This window comes from Arthrobacter ramosus (assembly GCF_039535095.1).
In the GTDB taxonomy this organism is placed as follows: domain Bacteria; phylum Actinomycetota; class Actinomycetes; order Actinomycetales; family Micrococcaceae; genus Arthrobacter; species Arthrobacter ramosus.
In genome coordinates this window covers 435,471-452,330 of the sequence record NZ_BAAAWN010000001.1, presented here as the reverse complement: position 1 = coordinate 452,330, position 16,860 = coordinate 435,471, and the positions used below count along the sequence as shown (strand labels likewise).

The 16,860-nt window shown below is 64.3% G+C and carries 16 protein-coding genes; 4 read left to right on the top strand and 12 right to left on the bottom strand.

Annotated elements, in window-relative coordinates; translation table 11 throughout:
• Window positions 1-4 precede the first annotated feature (4 nt).
• The 4 genes from ABD742_RS02125 to ABD742_RS02110 all read right to left on the bottom strand — a co-directional run bounded on the left by ABD742_RS02125 (window position 5) and on the right by ABD742_RS02110 (window position 6,415).
• The gene (locus ABD742_RS02125) at window positions 5-1,066 is read right to left on the bottom strand and encodes a hypothetical protein (RefSeq protein ID WP_234748754.1); all 1,062 of its coding nucleotides are present in this window, start codon (window positions 1,064-1,066) and stop codon (window positions 5-7) included.
• 148 nt (window positions 1,067-1,214) lie between these two features.
• Window positions 1,215-3,944, bottom strand: a complete 2,730-nt coding sequence (gene topA / locus ABD742_RS02120; protein WP_234748752.1) for a type I DNA topoisomerase — start codon at window positions 3,942-3,944, stop codon at window positions 1,215-1,217.
• A gap of 119 nt (window positions 3,945-4,063) precedes the next feature.
• Entirely contained in the window at window positions 4,064-4,705 is a 642-nt protein-coding gene (locus ABD742_RS02115) for an ArsR/SmtB family transcription factor (RefSeq protein ID WP_234748750.1), read from the bottom strand.
• Between the two features lie 36 nt (window positions 4,706-4,741).
• Window positions 4,742-6,415 carry a DUF7059 domain-containing protein gene (locus ABD742_RS02110; RefSeq protein WP_234748748.1) on the bottom strand — a complete coding sequence of 558 codons (1,674 nt, stop codon included), beginning with the start codon at window positions 6,413-6,415 and terminating at the stop codon, window positions 4,742-4,744.
• An 84-nt stretch (window positions 6,416-6,499) separates the two neighbouring features.
• Between ABD742_RS02110 and ABD742_RS02105 the strand changes: the two genes are divergently transcribed.
• Together ABD742_RS02105 and ABD742_RS02100 are read left to right on the top strand one after the other, a co-directional pair.
• Window positions 6,500-6,937 (top strand): hypothetical protein, encoded by a 438-nt coding sequence (locus tag ABD742_RS02105; protein ID WP_234748746.1) that lies wholly within the window; start codon window positions 6,500-6,502, stop codon window positions 6,935-6,937.
• Between the two features lie 43 nt (window positions 6,938-6,980).
• On the top strand, window positions 6,981-7,517 hold the full coding sequence (locus tag ABD742_RS02100) for a hypothetical protein (RefSeq protein ID WP_234748744.1): 537 nt from the start codon (window positions 6,981-6,983) through the stop codon (window positions 7,515-7,517).
• Window positions 7,518-7,526: 9 nt separating this feature from the next.
• Here ABD742_RS02100 and trhO read toward each other — a convergent pair whose 3' ends face one another.
• A complete protein-coding gene (gene trhO / locus ABD742_RS02095; RefSeq protein ID WP_234748742.1) occupies window positions 7,527-8,420 on the bottom strand; it encodes an oxygen-dependent tRNA uridine(34) hydroxylase TrhO in 894 nt (297 codons plus the stop codon).
• Window positions 8,421-8,545: 125 nt separating this feature from the next.
• Here trhO and ABD742_RS02090 point away from each other — a divergent pair, with 125 nt between their 5' ends.
• Window positions 8,546-9,241, top strand: coding sequence for a GNAT family N-acetyltransferase (locus ABD742_RS02090; RefSeq protein ID WP_234748740.1), 696 nt, complete (start codon window positions 8,546-8,548; stop codon window positions 9,239-9,241).
• Between the two features lie 86 nt (window positions 9,242-9,327).
• A complete protein-coding gene (locus ABD742_RS02085; RefSeq protein ID WP_268818823.1) occupies window positions 9,328-11,652 on the top strand; it encodes a DEAD/DEAH box helicase in 2,325 nt (774 codons plus the stop codon).
• Here the strand turns inward: ABD742_RS02085 and ABD742_RS02080 are convergent.
• From ABD742_RS02080 to ssd, 7 genes are all read right to left on the bottom strand, one after another.
• Entirely contained in the window at window positions 11,649-12,026 is a 378-nt protein-coding gene (locus ABD742_RS02080; RefSeq protein ID WP_234748736.1) for an Rv3654c family TadE-like protein, read from the bottom strand. The two genes, ABD742_RS02085 and ABD742_RS02080, sit on opposite strands and share 4 nt — an antisense overlap.
• Window positions 12,023-12,511, bottom strand: a complete 489-nt coding sequence (locus ABD742_RS02075; RefSeq protein WP_234748734.1) for a TadE family type IV pilus minor pilin — start codon at window positions 12,509-12,511, stop codon at window positions 12,023-12,025. The genes ABD742_RS02080 and ABD742_RS02075 overlap by 4 nt, the downstream gene beginning before the upstream one ends.
• Window positions 12,508-12,870 carry a DUF4244 domain-containing protein gene (locus ABD742_RS02070; protein ID WP_234748733.1) on the bottom strand — a complete coding sequence of 121 codons (363 nt, stop codon included), beginning with the start codon at window positions 12,868-12,870 and terminating at the stop codon, window positions 12,508-12,510. The genes ABD742_RS02075 and ABD742_RS02070 overlap by 4 nt, the downstream gene beginning before the upstream one ends.
• 147 nt (window positions 12,871-13,017) lie before the next feature.
• Window positions 13,018-13,650 (bottom strand): type II secretion system F family protein, encoded by a 633-nt coding sequence (locus ABD742_RS02065; protein ID WP_234748731.1) that lies wholly within the window; start codon window positions 13,648-13,650, stop codon window positions 13,018-13,020.
• Complete coding sequence (locus ABD742_RS02060) at window positions 13,650-14,324, bottom strand: type II secretion system F family protein (protein WP_234749190.1); 675 nt, start codon at window positions 14,322-14,324, stop codon at window positions 13,650-13,652. Before ABD742_RS02060 ends, ABD742_RS02065 begins: the two co-directional genes overlap by 1 nt.
• Window positions 14,325-14,485: 161 nt before the next feature.
• Window positions 14,486-15,739 (bottom strand): TadA family conjugal transfer-associated ATPase, encoded by a 1,254-nt coding sequence (locus tag ABD742_RS02055; protein ID WP_234748729.1) that lies wholly within the window; start codon window positions 15,737-15,739, stop codon window positions 14,486-14,488.
• The gene (gene ssd, locus ABD742_RS02050; protein WP_234748726.1) at window positions 15,736-16,755 is read right to left on the bottom strand and encodes a septum site-determining protein Ssd; all 1,020 of its coding nucleotides are present in this window, start codon (window positions 16,753-16,755) and stop codon (window positions 15,736-15,738) included. Before ssd ends, ABD742_RS02055 begins: the two co-directional genes overlap by 4 nt.
• Window positions 16,756-16,860: the final 105 nt, after the last annotated feature.

Genomic DNA, 16,860 nt, shown 5'->3' with positions numbered 1-16,860 from the left:
GATCTCAGCCCCGAAGAAGCCTGAGCAGACGTACTTTCAGACCGCGTTCGTCGAAGAGGCCTTTCCAATCAATGCGCAGGATCCGCCAGCCCTGCTCAGTCAGCAGTTTCTCCCTTTGCCGTTCTTCGAAGATCACTTCTGCAGTTGGCTTGTAGTCGAAGTACTTTGCCTTGCCGTCGAACTCGAGCGCGGCCCGAAGGTGCGGCCACGCGAAGTCGAACCGGTAAGCGCCACGAGGTGTTTGGACCCGCAACTGGAGCACGGGATCCGGGAATCCGAGCTTGGCGATCGCGTCCCGGGTCAATGTCTCCCCTGGGGATTCGGACAATGGGTTCGCAAAGGCCAGTGCTTTTCGGAAAGCGGTGACTCCCCGGGCACCGACCAGATTGGCGCACGCTGACTCCAACCACTCACGATTGCATCCGCGCCTCAACCCGTGGTCCAAGAGAATCAGGCCCTGCCGATAATTCAGTATCTGCGCGCAGTCCAGAACGGTGCGGTCGAGTGATGTCACCGGAAGTCCATCAATCTCGATCCGTTGCCCGGGCAGGAGGAGGCCTGAATGAGCCCTGACGTCGGCAGCATGGGATCCACTAGCTGCGTGGTAGGGAATGATGACGTGGATCAACTGATCTGCCTTCCACAAATACAGACGGTGCAGACGGGCGGCGGAGGTGTGGCTGAACGTCAACCCGTCCGCCGTAACGCGGAGGGTCCGACGGCAATACGCCGCCAACTGAGCTCGCTCCCGGCCATCGTCCGAAAGCCCACGCCAGAAGGTGCCCCGGACCAGGACGCCCGTGCGGACCCTCACCAGTGCGCCGGAGCGGAGGTTCTCATTGATGTGTCGCTTGCTCAGTCCTTGGGACAGCAATTCCTCTGTCCGCCACATGTTCCCGCCCGCGGGAAGCAGATGCACCCCCGAGTTTGTGAGCGCCGAAACCACGGCGGTTTGTGCGCCTGGCGGTGCGGAAGCTGCCGAGGATTTCGCCGGTTCCATGTAATCCCAAAGTTCCGCCAGCGGGTCCACCGGGACGACGGAGTCAATGTTTCCGTAACTGTTCACTGCACAAGCTTCGGCGAACAGCGGACTGCCCGGAAGCAGCCAATCGAGCTATGTGGAAACCCGGGAAACCCCGTACGTGGGTGTGGGCCGGGGGCTGCGTTCCCGAACGCAGCCCCCGGCCCACACCCACGAATTCGGCAACCCAGGACTACTTTTTAGCAGCAGCCCTCTTCGCAGGCGCCTTGCGGGCCGTCGTGGTGGTCCGCTTGACCGGGCCCTTGGCGCGCTTCTCGGCAAGCAGCTCGATTGCCTGCTCCCGGGTCAGCTCCTCCAAGGACGTGGCGCGCGGAACCGTGATGTTGGTGACACCGTCGGTGATGTACGGGCCGAAACGGCCTTCCTTCACCACGATGTTCTTCTCCGAGACCGGGTCCGGACCGAACTCGGCCAGAGGCGGTACGGCTGCACGCGCACCACGCTGCTTCGGCTGGGAGTAGATCTCCAGTGCCTGGTCCAGGGTGATCGTGAAGATCTCTTCCTCGGATCCGATGGACCGCGAGTCCGTGCCCTTCTTCAAGTAGGGCCCAAAGCGGCCGTTCTGCACCGTAATGGGGTTGCCTTCGGCGTCCGCGCCGAGGACGCGGGGCAGGCTCATGAGCTGAATGGCTTCGTCGAGCGTGATCGAGTCAACGGACATTGACTTGAACAGCGAGCCTGTGCGCGGCTTGGCCTTGACGGGCTTCTTCGGCGGCTTGGGTTTGCCGTTCTTGTAGTACTCCACCGGCTGGTTTGCCAGCTGCTCTTCCGTCATCTCGGGGATGATCTCGGTGACATAAGCGCCGTAGCGGCCGTTCTTGGCAACCACGGTGTGCCCGGTGTGCGGGTCTGCGCCCAGGACACGTTCCTCGGGGGCAGCAGTTTCCATGAGCTCCACGGCCTTGGCCGCAGTAAGTTCGTCCGGAGCGAGATCCTCGGGGACGTTGGCACGCGCCGACTCCACGACTTCGCCGGTCTTCGGATCGATGGTGGGGATCGAGCTTTCCAAGTACGGCCCGAACTTGCCGACGCGCAGGGTGATCCCTTCGGCAATCGGCACCGAGTTGATCTCGCGCGCATCGATTTCACCGAGGTTGTTGACGATGCTCAGCAGGCCCGGATCGGCATCTTCACCGTAGTAGAAGTGCTTGAGCCAAGCAGCACCGACGGCCTGGCCGTTGGCGATCTTGTCCAGGTCGCCTTCCATGTCCGCCGTGAATTCATAGTCCACGTAGTCCGTGAAGTGCTGCTCCAGCAAGCGGATCACGGAGAAGGCGATCCAGCTGGGGACCAGCGCGGACCCCTGCTTCCGGACGTAGCCGCGGTCCTGGATGGTGGAGATCGTGGACGCGTAGGTGGACGGACGGCCAATGCCGCGCTTTTCCAGCTCCGCCGTCAGCGATGCTTCCGTGTACCGCGGCGGTGGCGAGGTCTCGTGGCCAACAGCAACGATTTCCGAAGCCGTGAGGGAATCATCCTTTGCCACGTTGGGCAGGCGCCGGGCTTCGTCGGAGTCGTCGTCGCCGCGGCTCTCGTCCTTGCCTTCTTCGTAGGCCGCGAGGAAGCCCGGGAAGGTGATGACCGTTCCGGAGGCCGAGAATTCGGCGTCGCGACCATCGTTAGCCACTGCGCCGAGGCGGATGGTGGCGGTGGAGCCCTTGGCGTCGCCCATCTGGGACGCAATGGTGCGCTTCCAGATGAGTTCGTAGAGGCGGAAAGCGTCGCCGGTCAGATGGTTGGCCACCTGCGCCGGGGTGCGGAAGGAGTCACCCGCGGGGCGGATGGCCTCGTGGGCTTCCTGGGCGTTGGCTGCCTTGTTGGCGTAGACGCGGGGAGACTGCGGCACGTACTCGGGACCGTACAACTCGGCAGCCTGGCGGCGGGCGGCCGTGAGGGCTTCGTCGCTCAAGGCGGACGAGTCCGTACGCATATAGGTGATGTAGCCGTTTTCATACAGGCGCTGGGCGATCTGCATGGTGCTCTTGGAGGTGAAGCGCAGCTTGCGGCCGGCCTCCTGCTGAAGTGTCGACGTCGTGAACGGCGCCGCGGGACGGCGCGTGTACGGCTTGGTGTCGACTGATCGGACGCGGAAGTCCGCGTTCTCCAGCCCGGCGACCAACGACGTCGCGAGTTCCGCGTTGAGGTGGACCGCGTTCGCGGAGGTGAGGATGCCGTTGTCGTTGAAGTCACGGCCGCTGGCTACCTTCGCGCCGTCCACGGCAGCGAGCTTCGCTTTGAACGTCGCGGAGCCGGTACCGAACTGGCCCGTCAGGTCCCAGTACGATGCGGACTTGAAGGCCATGCGTTCGCGTTCGCGGTCAACCACCATGCGGGTCACGACCGACTGCACACGGCCGGCGGACAGGCCACGGGCAACCTTGCGCCACAGCACCGGGGAGATTTCGTAACCGTACAGTCGGTCCAAGATGCGGCGCGTTTCCTGGGCGTCGACGAGGGCGCTGTCGACGTCGCGCAGGTTGTCCATGGCGCGGTGGATGGCTTCCTTGGTGATTTCACCGAAGGTCATGCGGTAGACGGGAACCTTGGGCTTCAGGACCTCCAGGAGGTGCCACGCGATGGCTTCGCCTTCGCGGTCCCCATCGGTTGCGAGATAGAGCGCGTCAGCGTCTTTCAGCTGGGCCTTGAGTTCGGCAACCTTTTTCTTCTTGTCCGGGGACACCACGTAATACGGTTTGAAGTCGTTCTCGATGTCGACGGCGAACTTGCCAACCGAGGTCTTCTTCAGTTCTGCAGGGAGGTCCGAGGGCTGTGGGAGGTCGCGGATGTGACCTATCGAGGCCTCGACAATGAAGCCTTCGCCCAGGTACTTGGCGATGGTCTTGCTCTTGGCCGGAGACTCCACGATCACGAGTTTCTTGCCGGTTTTTGCCTTGCTGGGCACGGTTCTCCTACAGAAAAATGAATTGCTTGGGCTCGTGCCCATATTGGCCTAGTTCACCATATTTTGCAGAATCGTGCGTTTCCATGTGCACAAGTGCTGTGGAGGAACGGCGGTGGGGACTAGCTTGAAGACGGCGTCCGGTCGTCCGGAATCATTGACCACATCGTAGCGATTCGGACTGCTCCTTCGGGAATCCGCGTGGGATCTTCGAGTTCATATGACCTGATGAGGTCCTGGAATTTGGCCTTGAGATCCGTCCGCTGATCCGGAGTCAAATACAGCAGATCGCTGGACAACACCATGGCGGCTGCCTCGTTCGCGGCCTCGCCGCGCTGGCGCCGCTCACCACGGGCCCGGGTGAAGGCGGTCGCCCGACGCCGGAAGGCGTCCAGTTCGAGTTCGACGACGGCGATCTCCGGGCTCGGAGCGTTGCCGCCGGATTTGATGGTGAAGTCCGAACCCGCGGCCTTCCAACGGCGTTCGCGCGCATCGCCCTCGTTGTCCGCAGCAGTCACTATCCCCCATTTCTGGAGGGCCCGCAGGTGGTAGCTCATGGCGCTCGGCGTGAGCCCGGTCTGCGCGGCGAGCTCGGTGGCCGTGCGGCTCAGCTGTGTGGAATACAGCTCCGAGATGACCTCAAGCCGGGCTGCATGCGCAAGCGCACGGATCGCTTTGGGATCGGTGATCTCCACCGTCTTCTCGGGCCGTTTCCGGCGCTTCGGGGATGCCAGCCCGGTGGATACCCCATTGTCTTCATTCACCGGAACAGTTTATCCGCCGGTGCCGCCGCAATTGTCCTATGTCGCGGGAAGCAGGAAGCCGTCGCGGACCAAGTTCCCCACATCGGAGAGCAACCCGGCGCGGAAAGCGTCGTCGTCGAAGTCGTCCCCTCCACCCAGCAGGGCGGCCAAGGCGCCGATCAGCTGGCGGACGGACAGCTCGCCGTCACATGCCGACACGAAGCCGGCCAGCTCGGTGCTCAGCAGATTCGTCCGGCGCAGCCCCGCGCCCTGGCGCAACAAGATGACGCCGGGGTGTTCGGCGCCGGGCCGCTGGTGGCGTTCCTCGGTCACGTCCTCGGCCACCACCAGGTGGGCGTCGGCGAGCTCGTGGGTATCCAGCCAGTCGGCGCGTTCGACGGCGGCGGCAAGGTGCGGACCGATCGGTTGCTCGATGGGGTACGTGATTTCCTCGAAACGCGCGGGCGCAGCTCCTGGACGCCCGTCCTGCGGCCGGCGCAGCCAGATCATTCCGAAACCAATTGCCTCCACGTTGCGGGACGCGAAATCCTCCAGGTAGGCGGCGTAGGCATCGCGATAGAGCTCGCGGTCACGGCCTTCGGAGGCGTCCTGCAGCCAGGTCTCCGCGTACAGCTCGGGACTCACCTGTTCCCGTTGGATGAACCACGCCTCCGTGCCGGAACCTGCGAGCCACGACGCGGGCCGTTCACTCCAGCCGCTGCCCGCGGGGATCTCCCAGTTGCCGAGCATTTGCGCCGTGCCGCCGGGCGCGAGGACGTCGGGAAGCGTGCGGACGAGGTTGGCGACGATGTCGTCGCCGGGCAGCCCGCCGTCGCGGTAGGTGAACTGATCCGAAGAACGCTCGCCGGCACTTCGCGGGGTAATCACGAAAGGCGGATTGGACACCACCAGATCGAAAGTCTCACCGGCCACGGGTTCCAGGAGCGAGCCCAGCCGCAAGCTCACGCGGGACTCGAGATCGGCCGGGTCAAGGTGCAGGGCCTCCGCATTGAGCATCAGGTTGAAGCGGGTGAACGCGAGGGCCCGTTCGGAGATGTCCGTGGCCGTGACGTGCTCACTGTGGTGCAGGAGGTGAAAAGTCTGGATTCCACAGCCCGTCCCGAGGTCAAGGGCGCGTTTCGAGTGCCGGCGGATGGTGGTCTGGACAAGCGTGGTGGAGGCCTGCCCGATGCCCAGCACATGGTCATGCCGGAGCACGCCGGGCTGCTGGTGGGCGGCAAGATCGCTGGAAACCCAGAGTTCGGCGCCGCCGCTGCCGCTGTTGTGTGCTCCGGAGTCACATTCCCAGCCGTACGGCCTCAAATCCACTTTGGCGGCGACAGCACCGCCGTCGTTCTTCTCCGCCAAGCCAAGCTCCATCAGTCCCGAGGTTCGGATGCGCGGCAGGGCGGCGTCGACGTCGCCTTCGGTCTGCGGGACAGCGAGAAGCCACAAGCGCACGACGACGGCGAGCGCGGCTTTCGCGCGGTCCGCCGCCGGGTCTCCGGTGGAGGCAGCCGGTTCGGTGACGATGAGTGCAGGGATGAGCTGATCCCGGGCGAGGGCCGCGTGGGCGGACTCCCCCAGAAGTCCTGCCACTCCGTCCACGGTGTAGCCAACGTTCCGCAGGTCGTCGGCGAGCGCTGTGAGCAGCTCGGGAAGGTCGGTGCGGGGAGCGTCAAGGGTGGTTGGGGTGGTACCAAAGATAGCGGGCGTTGCGGGATCAGTCACCGTGCAAGTCTATTGGGGCTGTGGCTGGCGCCTGCGTCGGCGGCTGCGTCGGCGGGGAGGCGTTCGAGCAGGTAGCGTTGAATCATGGCATTTCACCCCTCCACTTGGCGTCTCGCTGCACTTTTGGTCATTGGTGCAGCCACCCTGGCGATGACTGCATGCTCCTCCGGGGGATCCGTCTCCAACGCCGACATCCCCGCGTGGAAGGCGACAACCATGCCCTCGGCGGCCGGGGTCGTCGTGGAGGACTCCGGTAAAATCCCGAACCGCGCCCCCCTGGTCAAGAGCTTCGCCAGCGTCGCTGCGGGAAGCTACGTCCTGACCGTTGCCTGCGACGGCGGCGGCAAGGCATTCTTCGACGTTTCCTCGGGCGGTACGCAGATCACCGAGGCCGGGGCGGCGTGCAATGGCAGCCGAGAAACGTCCCGCCTCAAGATTCCCTCGACCGGTCCGCTAAGCATCAGCGCAAGCAGCGTGGATGCACCCGTGATCTACGCGTACCAACTGGTACCGGCTTCGTAACTGCCCCCTCGTTCGGGGCTGCAGCCGGGCGTAGAGTCGGGTGATGGGGTGGGCACGCGCCCTGAAGGTACCGACGACGCGGTCGGCGATTCCCGCCGTCGTGCTTTGCGGCGTGCTCGCGTGCGGCACGATGGCGTCGTGCGAATACAGCTACGACGACGGCCGTGCGCCGGTGAGCAGTCCGCCGTCGCCGGTCATCACGGATCCGGTACTGACCCGCGACCCGGCGCTGGGGCAGACCGTTACGGGCGACGCGCTGAAAGCTTGGGCGCAGGACGTGCTTCCAGACGTGAACGGGCTGTCCTTCTATAGCAGCTTCGGCCTGTTGTCCGCCGGCGAATCCCGAGACGAAGAGACCACCCAGCTTCCGGGCGGAACGTATGCGGTGACGCTGGCGTGCCGAGGTGCCCGCAGCGCTGAATTCACCGTGCGCAACGGGAGCGAAGTCCTCACCGAGGTGATGCTGCGGTGCGGCACCACGCGGGTCAAGGTCCTGCAGCTGGAGACGGACGCCGTCCTGGGTATCACGATCACCGCCAATGCAGCGGCGAACTTCGCGTACCGGGTGAGCCGGATCTAACGACCGGACCTAGGCTGCGCAGCCTTCCGGGCAACGCAACGTTTCCGGGCTCGAGGCACATTCGGCGCAATACAGTGTGAGGTTGCGGCAGCTTAGATTGGAGCAATTTTCAAACTTGTTGGTGGGCGCCTGGCAGCGGACGCATTGGCCAATGGTCTTGGCGTCCTCACTGAATTCCACGTGCATGCGCTTGTCGAAAACGTACAAGGAGCCTTCCCACAGGCCTTGGTCCTTGTAGGTTTCGCCGTAGCGGACAATCCCGCCGTCGAGTTGGTAGACCTCCTTGAAACCGCGGTTCACCATGAGGCTGGAAAGGACTTCGCAACGGATTCCTCCTGTGCAGTAGGTGACGACAGGCTGGTCCTTAAGGTCGTCGTATTTTCCCGAGTCGAGTTCCTTGATGAAGTCCTGGGTCGTGGCGACGTCGGGAACAATTGCGTCCTTGAACTTGCCGATCTGGGCTTCGAAGGCGTTGCGTCCGTCGAAGAACTTCACATCCTGCCCGCCCGCCTTCTTTTCCTTCAGGAGTGCGTGGAGCTCCTCAGGCTGAAGGTGGGTGCCGCCGCCGACGACGCCGTTCTCATCCACCTTCAGTTCGCCGGGGGCACCGAAGGACACGATCTCATCGCGAACCTTGACGCTGAGCCTCGGAAAGTCGTCGGCTCCGCCTTCGGACCATTTGAAGTCGATACCGTGGAAGCCCCTGTATTCCTTGGTGGTCTTCACATACTGCTTGACGTTGTTCAGTTCCCCGCCAACGGTGGCGTTGATGCCGTCCCGCGAAATAAGGATGCGCCCGGTCAGGCCGAGCTTCTCGCACAGGGCGCGCTGCCAGAGCCGAACGGCGTCCGGGTCCGCGATCGGAGTAAAGCCATAGAAGAGCACAATTCTGTTTAAAGCCACGTATTTAAGGGTACTTGGTGGCCCCAAACCCATGTGTCGGGCTGCCATCGGGCTGCTCTAAGTGTTAATGGAGCTGTTACTGACGGCCCCTGTTGATTCCCAGACCGCTGGCATAGTCTCTCTACATGAGTCACGACGCCTTGGTTGAAGACATCGCTGAGCTGCTCGAAGTCTGGGTGGCTGGCTGGTCTGGGTCCCGGAGTTACGAAACGCGCAAGGAAGGCCGGTTCCCGGCAGCCCTGCGTGCGGACAAAACCGGCGACTGGGAATTCTTTGCGCACGACCCGTCGGATGCTGAGTTCGCCGAGCTGGCAGCCAAGACCGCCCAGGCGGACACTCGTATCCTGACGATCCTCACGAACGACGTCGCACGCTACACCCAGTTGGCTCGCGAGAACGGGCTGAACATCACTTCGGATTCCCAAACCATGATGATCGTGGACATGGGGACGCAGGATGCGGAAGATCCGTGGCTTTCGGATGACGACCTCAAGCTCACGACTTCCGAAAACAAGGGCGTCCATTACGCGGTGGTCCATGCCGGCGAAAAGGTGGCGGCCAGCGGTCAGGTGTTCGTGGTCAGGCAGACGGCGGTGTTCGACAAGATCGTCACCGAGCCCAACTACCAGCGCCGGGGACTGGGCAGCTTCATCATGAAAGCCCTCGCCGCGCAGGCATTTCAATACGATGTTGAAAGCGGTCTCCTCCTGGCTTCCTTGGACGGACAGCATCTCTACTCACACCTTGGCTGGAAGCACGTGTGCCAGGTACTCATGATGTCCACCAAACGGGTCGACGAGACTGACCTGTCTGTGGCGTAGCGGACGGTCCTGTGGCGTAACCGACCTTCGGCGCCGGTCGGTTTCCGGCGCGGTGACAGAATGTTCAAGTGAACGCAACTGAATCGATGATCTCCCTTCTGGGCAGGAGCCCGGACCCGGAGCAGTTGCGACATGTCCGCATTATTCCGGCGCGCCAGGCGATCCACGAGTCATGGCCGGGCTGGGCGCATCCCGATGTCGTTGCCGCCTACGGAGCCTTGGGCATCCACGAGCCGTACCGGCACCAGATCGAAGCAGCCGAGCTCGCCCACTCGGGCCAAAACGTCGTCATTGCCACGGGGACCGCCTCCGGCAAGTCGCTTGCCTACCAGCTGCCCGCCCTCGACGCGATCCATCGTTCCGAGTTGCGGGTGCTGTCCGAGCCGGGCAAGATCCACGACGACGGTGCCGTCACCCTGTATCTCTCTCCCACCAAAGCCCTTGCAGCCGACCAGCTGGCAGCGATCCGTGCACTCAAGCTCCCTACGGTCCGGGCGGAAACGTACGACGGCGATACCGAGCAGTCCCAGCGTCGCTGGATCCGCGATCACGCCAACTTCATCCTCGCCAATCCCGACATGCTGCACTTCGGGATCCTGCCCAACCACACGTGGTGGGCCCGCTTTTTCCGCAGGCTGCGGTACGTCATCGTGGACGAGGCCCACAGCTACCGTGGGGTGTTCGGGTCCCACGTCGCCAACCTCATGCGGAGGCTCCGGCGAATCTGCGCCTACTACGGTGCCGGCACCTCGTTTCCTGAACCGGTATTCATTGCGGCGTCGGCGACAGCGTCGGACCCCGGCACGTCCTTTGCCCGGCTCATCGGCACCCCCGTCCGCGAAGTTTCCGAAGACTGTTCACCGCATGGCTCCACGACGGTGGCTTTTTGGGAACCAGCCCTGACCGAGCTGAAGGGCGAAAACGGGGCAAAATCCCGCAGGACCGCCGTGGCCGAGACCGCGGACTTGCTGGCCAATCTGGTGTCCTCCCGTGTACGGACCATCGCCTTCATCAAATCCAGGCGCGGTGCAGAAACTATTTCGTCTATCACCAAGCGCCTCCTCGATGAGGTGGACCCCAGCCTGCCCCAGCGTGTTGCTGCGTACCGCTCCGGCTATCTCCCCGAGGAGAGACGGGCTTTGGAAAAGGCTCTGCGTTCCGGTGAGCTGCTTGGCGTCTCCAGCACGTCCGCATTGGAATTGGGTATCGACATTTCCGGGCTCGACGCAGTGCTGGTAGCTGGCTGGCCCGGGACAAGGGCGTCCCTGTTCCAACAGATCGGACGGGCAGGCCGCGCGGGCCAAGACGCCATCGCCGCATTCGTGGCCAGCGACGATCCCTTGGACACATACCTCGTCAACCATCCGGAGGCGATCTTTGATGTGTCAGTCGAGGCCACGGTCTTCGATCCCGGAAATCCCTACGTGCTCGGCCCCCATCTGTGCGCGGCGGCGGCCGAGCTCCCGATCGGCGTGGCTGAACTTGACCTGTTCGGTCCAACGTCCGAGTCCCTGCTGAATCAGCTGGTGGAGCAGGGGTACCTGAGGAAACGCCCTGCGGGCTGGTTCTGGACCCACCCCGAGAGCGCCGCGGCCATGGTGAATCTCCGCGCAGATGGCGGCGGCCCCGTAAGCATCGTGGACTCCGAGACTGGCTCCCTGTTGGGCACCATGGACTCGCCACAGACGCACTACCAGGCGCACACCGGTGCGATCTATGTGCACCAAGGCGACAGTTACTTGGTCGAGGAACTGAACGAAGAAGACCACTGCGTGGTGGTTCGTCGAACCAACCCGGACTACTACACCACAGCACGGGACGTGACGCAGATCGAGGTCCTGCAGACTCTCCGGACCATGGAATGGGGGGATATCGCGGTCCACTTCGGCGAAGTGAGGGTAACAACACAGGTGGTCTCCTTCCAACGTAAGGCACTGATTTCCAATGAGGTTTTGGGGGAAGAACCGCTGGAGCTCGGGGCCAGGGATCTCTTCACCAAGGCGGTATGGTTCGTGGTTCACAACCGTTCGCTGACTGGCGCGGGCCTTGTCGAAGCCCAGTTCCCGGGCGCGCTTCACGCCGCCGAGCACGCCGCCATCGGGCTTCTCCCTCTGGTCGCTTCAAGTGACCGTTGGGATATCGGTGGAGTCTCAACAGCGCTCCACGCCGACACCGGAGTTCCCACGATCTTTGTCTACGACGGTCATCCAGGCGGTGCAGGATTTGCCGAGCGTGGCTTCGAGAAGGCCAAAGTGTGGTTGACCGCCACAAGGGACGCCATCAAAGCATGCGAGTGTGACACCGGCTGCCCTTCCTGCGTCCAGTCCCCCAAATGCGGCAACAAGAACAATCCACTGGACAAGGACGCCGCGGTCACCCTGATCGACGTGCTCCTGCGGGACGCGGCTTAAGGAGGCGGCCCGGCCCGAGAGCGGCCGGTTGCGGTCCCGAAGACTGCGCCGCGGTCCAGCTCAGTGCGGATCTCTACGATCCCGCCTTCGCCCACTCTGCAAGCCGACAACGAGGCTCCGTGCCGCGCAGCCGTTTCGCTGGCGACCACGCAAGGATCTCCGGTTGTCAGGCCGCGGGCCGCGTCAGCTCCTGCGAGGGCAGCGAGATCGGCGGCAGATGCTGCGCGGTGGGCCATCGCCATGGCCTGGGCCATGGTCAACGCCGCCGCCATGCAGATCATGACAACAAAGCCCAGGACAACGGCCAGAACGGTTCCCGAGCCGTGCTCCGCCTCGCGACAACCATCGCCGACGCGGGCGATACCAACCCTCACGCCGCGACCTCTTTCACGGCGGCTTGGAGCCCAAGCAACGGCATAGCCTCGTTGAAGTCCACAACGCCGCCTCCGACGGCGAGGAGGGGCGCAGTGGCTGCTGACGACTGCGGGGCTTCTCCCCTTGCAGATGCCGTCGCCGAAAGCCACCACGGGATGAGAGAGCCCAACGGGCCGACGGCCCGGGCGGAGACTGTGACGTTTATCCATTCGCCGTCTTCCGCAATGACGACCGAGGCGGCATCGCCTGCCAGTCTTCGAACGATTCCGTCTACGGCCGCGTGGCCATCTCCGCGGGCGAGGGCCCTGGCTCCTGCCCTGGCCGCCTCTTCCAAGCGAAGCTGCGTAATTCCAGCGGCCGATCCTGCCAGAAGCAAGGCCAAAAGAAGCAGGACGGTGGGTAGGGCCACGGCGAATTCCGCAGTGACGGCACCGTTGTCCCTCTCAGGGAAAACATCTCGCTTAGAACCCCGGCGCGGTGTCATGGCAGGGAGAGTGCGCTGCGAATGAGGTTGAGGAGGAAGCCACGTACTTCCTCGCTGCGAAGGATGACCACCAGGAGTCCGGCGAAGCCCACTGCCGCAAGCGTGGCAATGGCATACTCGGCCGTTGCCATGCCAAGCTCGGACCCGCTGGGCCGCTTCTTCGACCGTTTCGGAGCGGAAGAATCGTCGCTGGACCGCGCACGGACTGTTTCAGCATTGGAATGGAGGTGGGTTGGCAGCCGACCAGTCCTGCTTACCGACGAGCCCGGGAACAGTTCGAGGACCTCGGCCTCCCGCCGAGGAGGAGCTGCCTGGGCGAGGGCCAGTGCGGTATGGACGGGGTCGACGGTTGTGTTCATTTCAGTTCCTTTCTTCGCGCCGGCGTGGCTGCCGGCTGTACTTCGACTCTTCCGTCGGTATCGAGGCTTCGAAAGTCCCCAAGTCTCCTAAGTGGAAAACTCGCTTCTGATCGTTTGTGTGGAGGGAAACTCGGGCGGGCCTGCCGGCTATCCCCCGGACGGAAGCATTGCCAACAGCACCGGGACGACACCGAGACAGATGAAGGCAGGCAAGGAACACAGACCCAGCGGAATCACGAGTTTCACTCCGAGCGCGGCAGCGCGCTTCTCTGCCATCCTGAACTGTTCACGCCGCAGGCGTGCTGCCTGGGCATAAAGGATGGCCGAGGATGGCGCTCCGGTCAGGGCAGCGAAGGCGAGCGCATCCTTGAGCCTGCGCGCTTCAATGCACTTCTGGCCCGAACTCCGCCATGCCGTCTCCCAGTCCGTTCCGATGTCGAGGGCTGCAACCACCGTTCGCAGGGAACGGCTGAGCTGCGGGGACGCGCATCCGGCGATCAACTCAAGGGACCTTCCGAGCCCCGCCCCTGACTCGAGCATGGCAGCCACCAACTCAAGGATCATGGGCACATTGCGTAGGCCTTCTTGCCGCTCCGGATTCGGGAGAGCGTCTACGGCCCCGTCCCTGCGAGCGTTCTTCAGCGGGCCGTTGCTCCCGGGCGAGCCGCGAAGCATCCGCAAGGCTGTGCGCCGCCGGGTTCTTCCCTGATACGCCAGCCCGAGAATTGCCGCGAAGATCAACGCCAGGGACACCCCGATGGCAGGGAAGGTCGGGCCCATCAGTCAACGCCCACCGCGGCCCGCACCAATCGAGATGACCAGATTCTGCCGATGACGGTCAGGACGCAGCCAGCCGCGAGCGCTGCCAATCCGACTCCGTTGGCCAGCAGGACCTCCAGCGGGTCCACGCCAAGCATCATGCCCAGCCCCAGGCCGAACACCGGTAGCCAGGTCAGAAGGCGCAAAGTGGCTTTCGGGCCGGCCAAGGCAGTTTGCCGCGCATCACCGGCGTCGTCCTCGGCGTCAAGTTGGGCGGCGAATCGGCTCAGCACGTCGGCTAACGGACAACCACTCGCCTCCGCAACGTCCAGGCAGGCGGCAAGTTCTCTCCAGATTCGGCGTTCCACGGAATTCCCGCCCTGAAGATCGTTCGCTGACGACGTTCTGATGGCTTCGGCGACCGATGTCCCCATCATCGAGGCCGCCTGGGCTGCTGCGAGAACTTGAAGAGACCCAGATGATAGCTTGCGCAATCCCGGGTCCTTTCCTCGGGCCTTGAGGACCTCCGAGTCGCCCGGACCAATGCGGTGATCCTTCGCTTCATGCACCATCCAGAGTTCCTCCCACAGCCTCGACGTCGAACGGCCACCCCGGAGGAGAGCGGCCAACTGCTGTACGAGTACGGTTAGCGGCAATGCGTCCGCGCGAGAGCGTCTCCGCGGCATGCGCGCCATGGCCCCAGCCCCAGCCATGGCCCCAGCCCCAGCCACGGGCCCAGGCCCGGGCCGAGTCGAGGGAGCACCAGACAGAGCGCGCACTACCCGTTTGCCAAGCCGCCGGGACGGTTGGAAGATCCCCCACGCAGCGGCCGCCAGGACGAGAATGAGGAATCCACTCACGCAATCGCCCCAAGGTGATCCGCTCGGGAAAACGGTCCCAGGGGCCCAGGAAGGAGCCCGGGATCCAGCTCAAGGCGCGCTGCGAGGTCACTCCACGCCGGGCCGGCAACGGCGGCACCCGCCCGCAGTTCGACAGCGGGCACGATCGATTGGGCAGACGCGTCCTCCGCCAACAATCCAATGCAGGACACTCTCCTTCCGGCAGGCGTCCGTTCGACGTGGACCACTGCATCCAATGCCGTTGAAAGCTGCAGTTGAACCGCTTCCCGGCTCAAGCCTGCGAGGGCGCCCAAGGCCACGAGCCTCGCCGGGACTGCGGAGGCGGTGTTGGCATGGATTGTTCCGCCGCCACCTGCATGGCCGGTATTGAGTGCCGTCAACAGCTCACGGACTTCGGCACCGCGGCACTCGCCCACGATCAACCGGTCCGGCCGCATCCGCAGCGCCTGCCGAACGAGTTCGCCAAGGTCGAGTGCGCCACCGCCTTCAAGGTTCCCGTGCCTGGACTCAAGGGAAACCACGTGCGGGTGCACCGGGTTCAGCTCCGAAGCGTCTTCAATCAGGACGAGCCGATCGCGCGGGCTACTCAAGCCGAGCATCGTGGACAGCAATGTGGTCTTCCCGGAACCGGTGGCCCCACTGATCAGGAAGCTCAGCCTGCAGTCAACCATGGCCTGCAGCACCTGCTGGACGGGCGCCCCGAACATGCCTCCCGCACGCAACTCGTCCATCGAGAAAACCTCCTCGCGCCGAATCCGCACGGACAACAAGGTTCCGGCGGTGGAAATCGGAGGCAGTACTGCGTGCACCCGGTATCCGCCGTCGAGACGGACATCGACGCACGGCGAACCGTCGTCCAAGCGACGCCCGCCCGCCGCCACAAGGCGGGAGGCCAAGGCACGGATCTGAGGTTCGCCGTCGAAATGCACCCGTGCCCGTTCCAGCCCGTTGCCGCGGTCGAACCACACCGAGTCCGGGCCATTCACGAAAATGTCCGTCACGGCGCCATCGCGTGCAAGCTCTTGGAGAGGTCCAAGTCCGCTCAGTTCTGCGCTGATCGATTCGACGGCGGCGAGCGCCCCAACGGTTCCGAGGAGCCTGCCCGTGGCGTGGACGGCCGCTGCCACGCGCGACGGAGTGACCGGTCCGGCGTCGGCCATGACGGTTTCCCGCACGGCTTCAAGGAGCGCGGCGTCCAAAAGCCGGGTATTGCGTCGGCGCTCGCCGCTTGGGAATGCTGAGGCGCTCATACTGCGCCGTCGTCGAGTAGTTGAAGGACGGATTCCGCAAAACGACGCACGGCCTTGCGCTTGCCGAATTCCAGAAGGCGTCCGAGTTCAGCCGCCGCGGCAGTACCGCGGAGTTCGGGGAGCACGCAGTGAAGGGGCAGGCCCAGCGATTCGGCGATGAGCGGTCCGTCCAGGGCCGCACCGGCATTCCCCCGGATCACCAGGGCTGTGTCCACGGGCGGCAGCTCCTGGAGAAGCCGGGCCGTAGCGACTGCTGCGCGGAGTTGGGCCGGTGCCACAAGAAGGATCCTGTCGCAGTCCCAGGCGAAGCTGCCAAGCGATTCTGTTCCGCGGCCGATATCGACAATGATCAGTTCAAATCCCCGCCGCGCCGCATCAAGGACAGCCGCGACGGCCCCGGGCTCCACGTCCGGGGAACGGTCGCGACTGCCCGGCCAAGACAAGAAGGAGAATCCTCCGGCTACGGGAAGTGAGTCGCTGAGCTGCCCGGTGCCGATGCTGCCGCTGGCACCCGCAAGATCGGGCCAGCGCAGCCCTGGCGCATCTTCAGCGGCCAGGCAAAGCTCAAGACCCCCTCCCCGGGAATCCCCATCAACCAGCAGTGTCCGGACTCCGTGGACGGCCGCTTCCTGGGCCAGCCAGACCGCAGCCGTGGACGCGCCAGCACCGCCGCATCCTCCCGTCACGCCAAGCAGCAATCCTCCGGGGTCCGGATCGCGGGACCTACCGAGGTGCTCAGCCAGCCAGGCTGCAGCTTCCGGCAATACAGCCACGCGTTCGGCCCCCAGCGCCGCTCCCAATTGCCACAAAGAGTCCCCTTCACCGTTGAGGCCCAGCAAGACGGAAGGTGCACGACGACGGGGCGGAAGTTCGCGGACATCGCTGCCAAGAAGCACTATCCCTGCGGTGTCCCACATGGGCGAGGCAGCGGATGAATCGACGACTGTCCGGAGACCGACACCGACAGCGGCCGCGATCCTTTCTGCTTCGGCTTGTAACCTGACGTTTCCTGTCACCAAAAGAACTTCCCCGGAACTTGGTGGAAGCCAGGGCTCTCCGGACACCGGGTCGGGCTCCGGTCCGGACCGTGGACCGGGCCTTCCGGGCCGTGGACCGGGCCT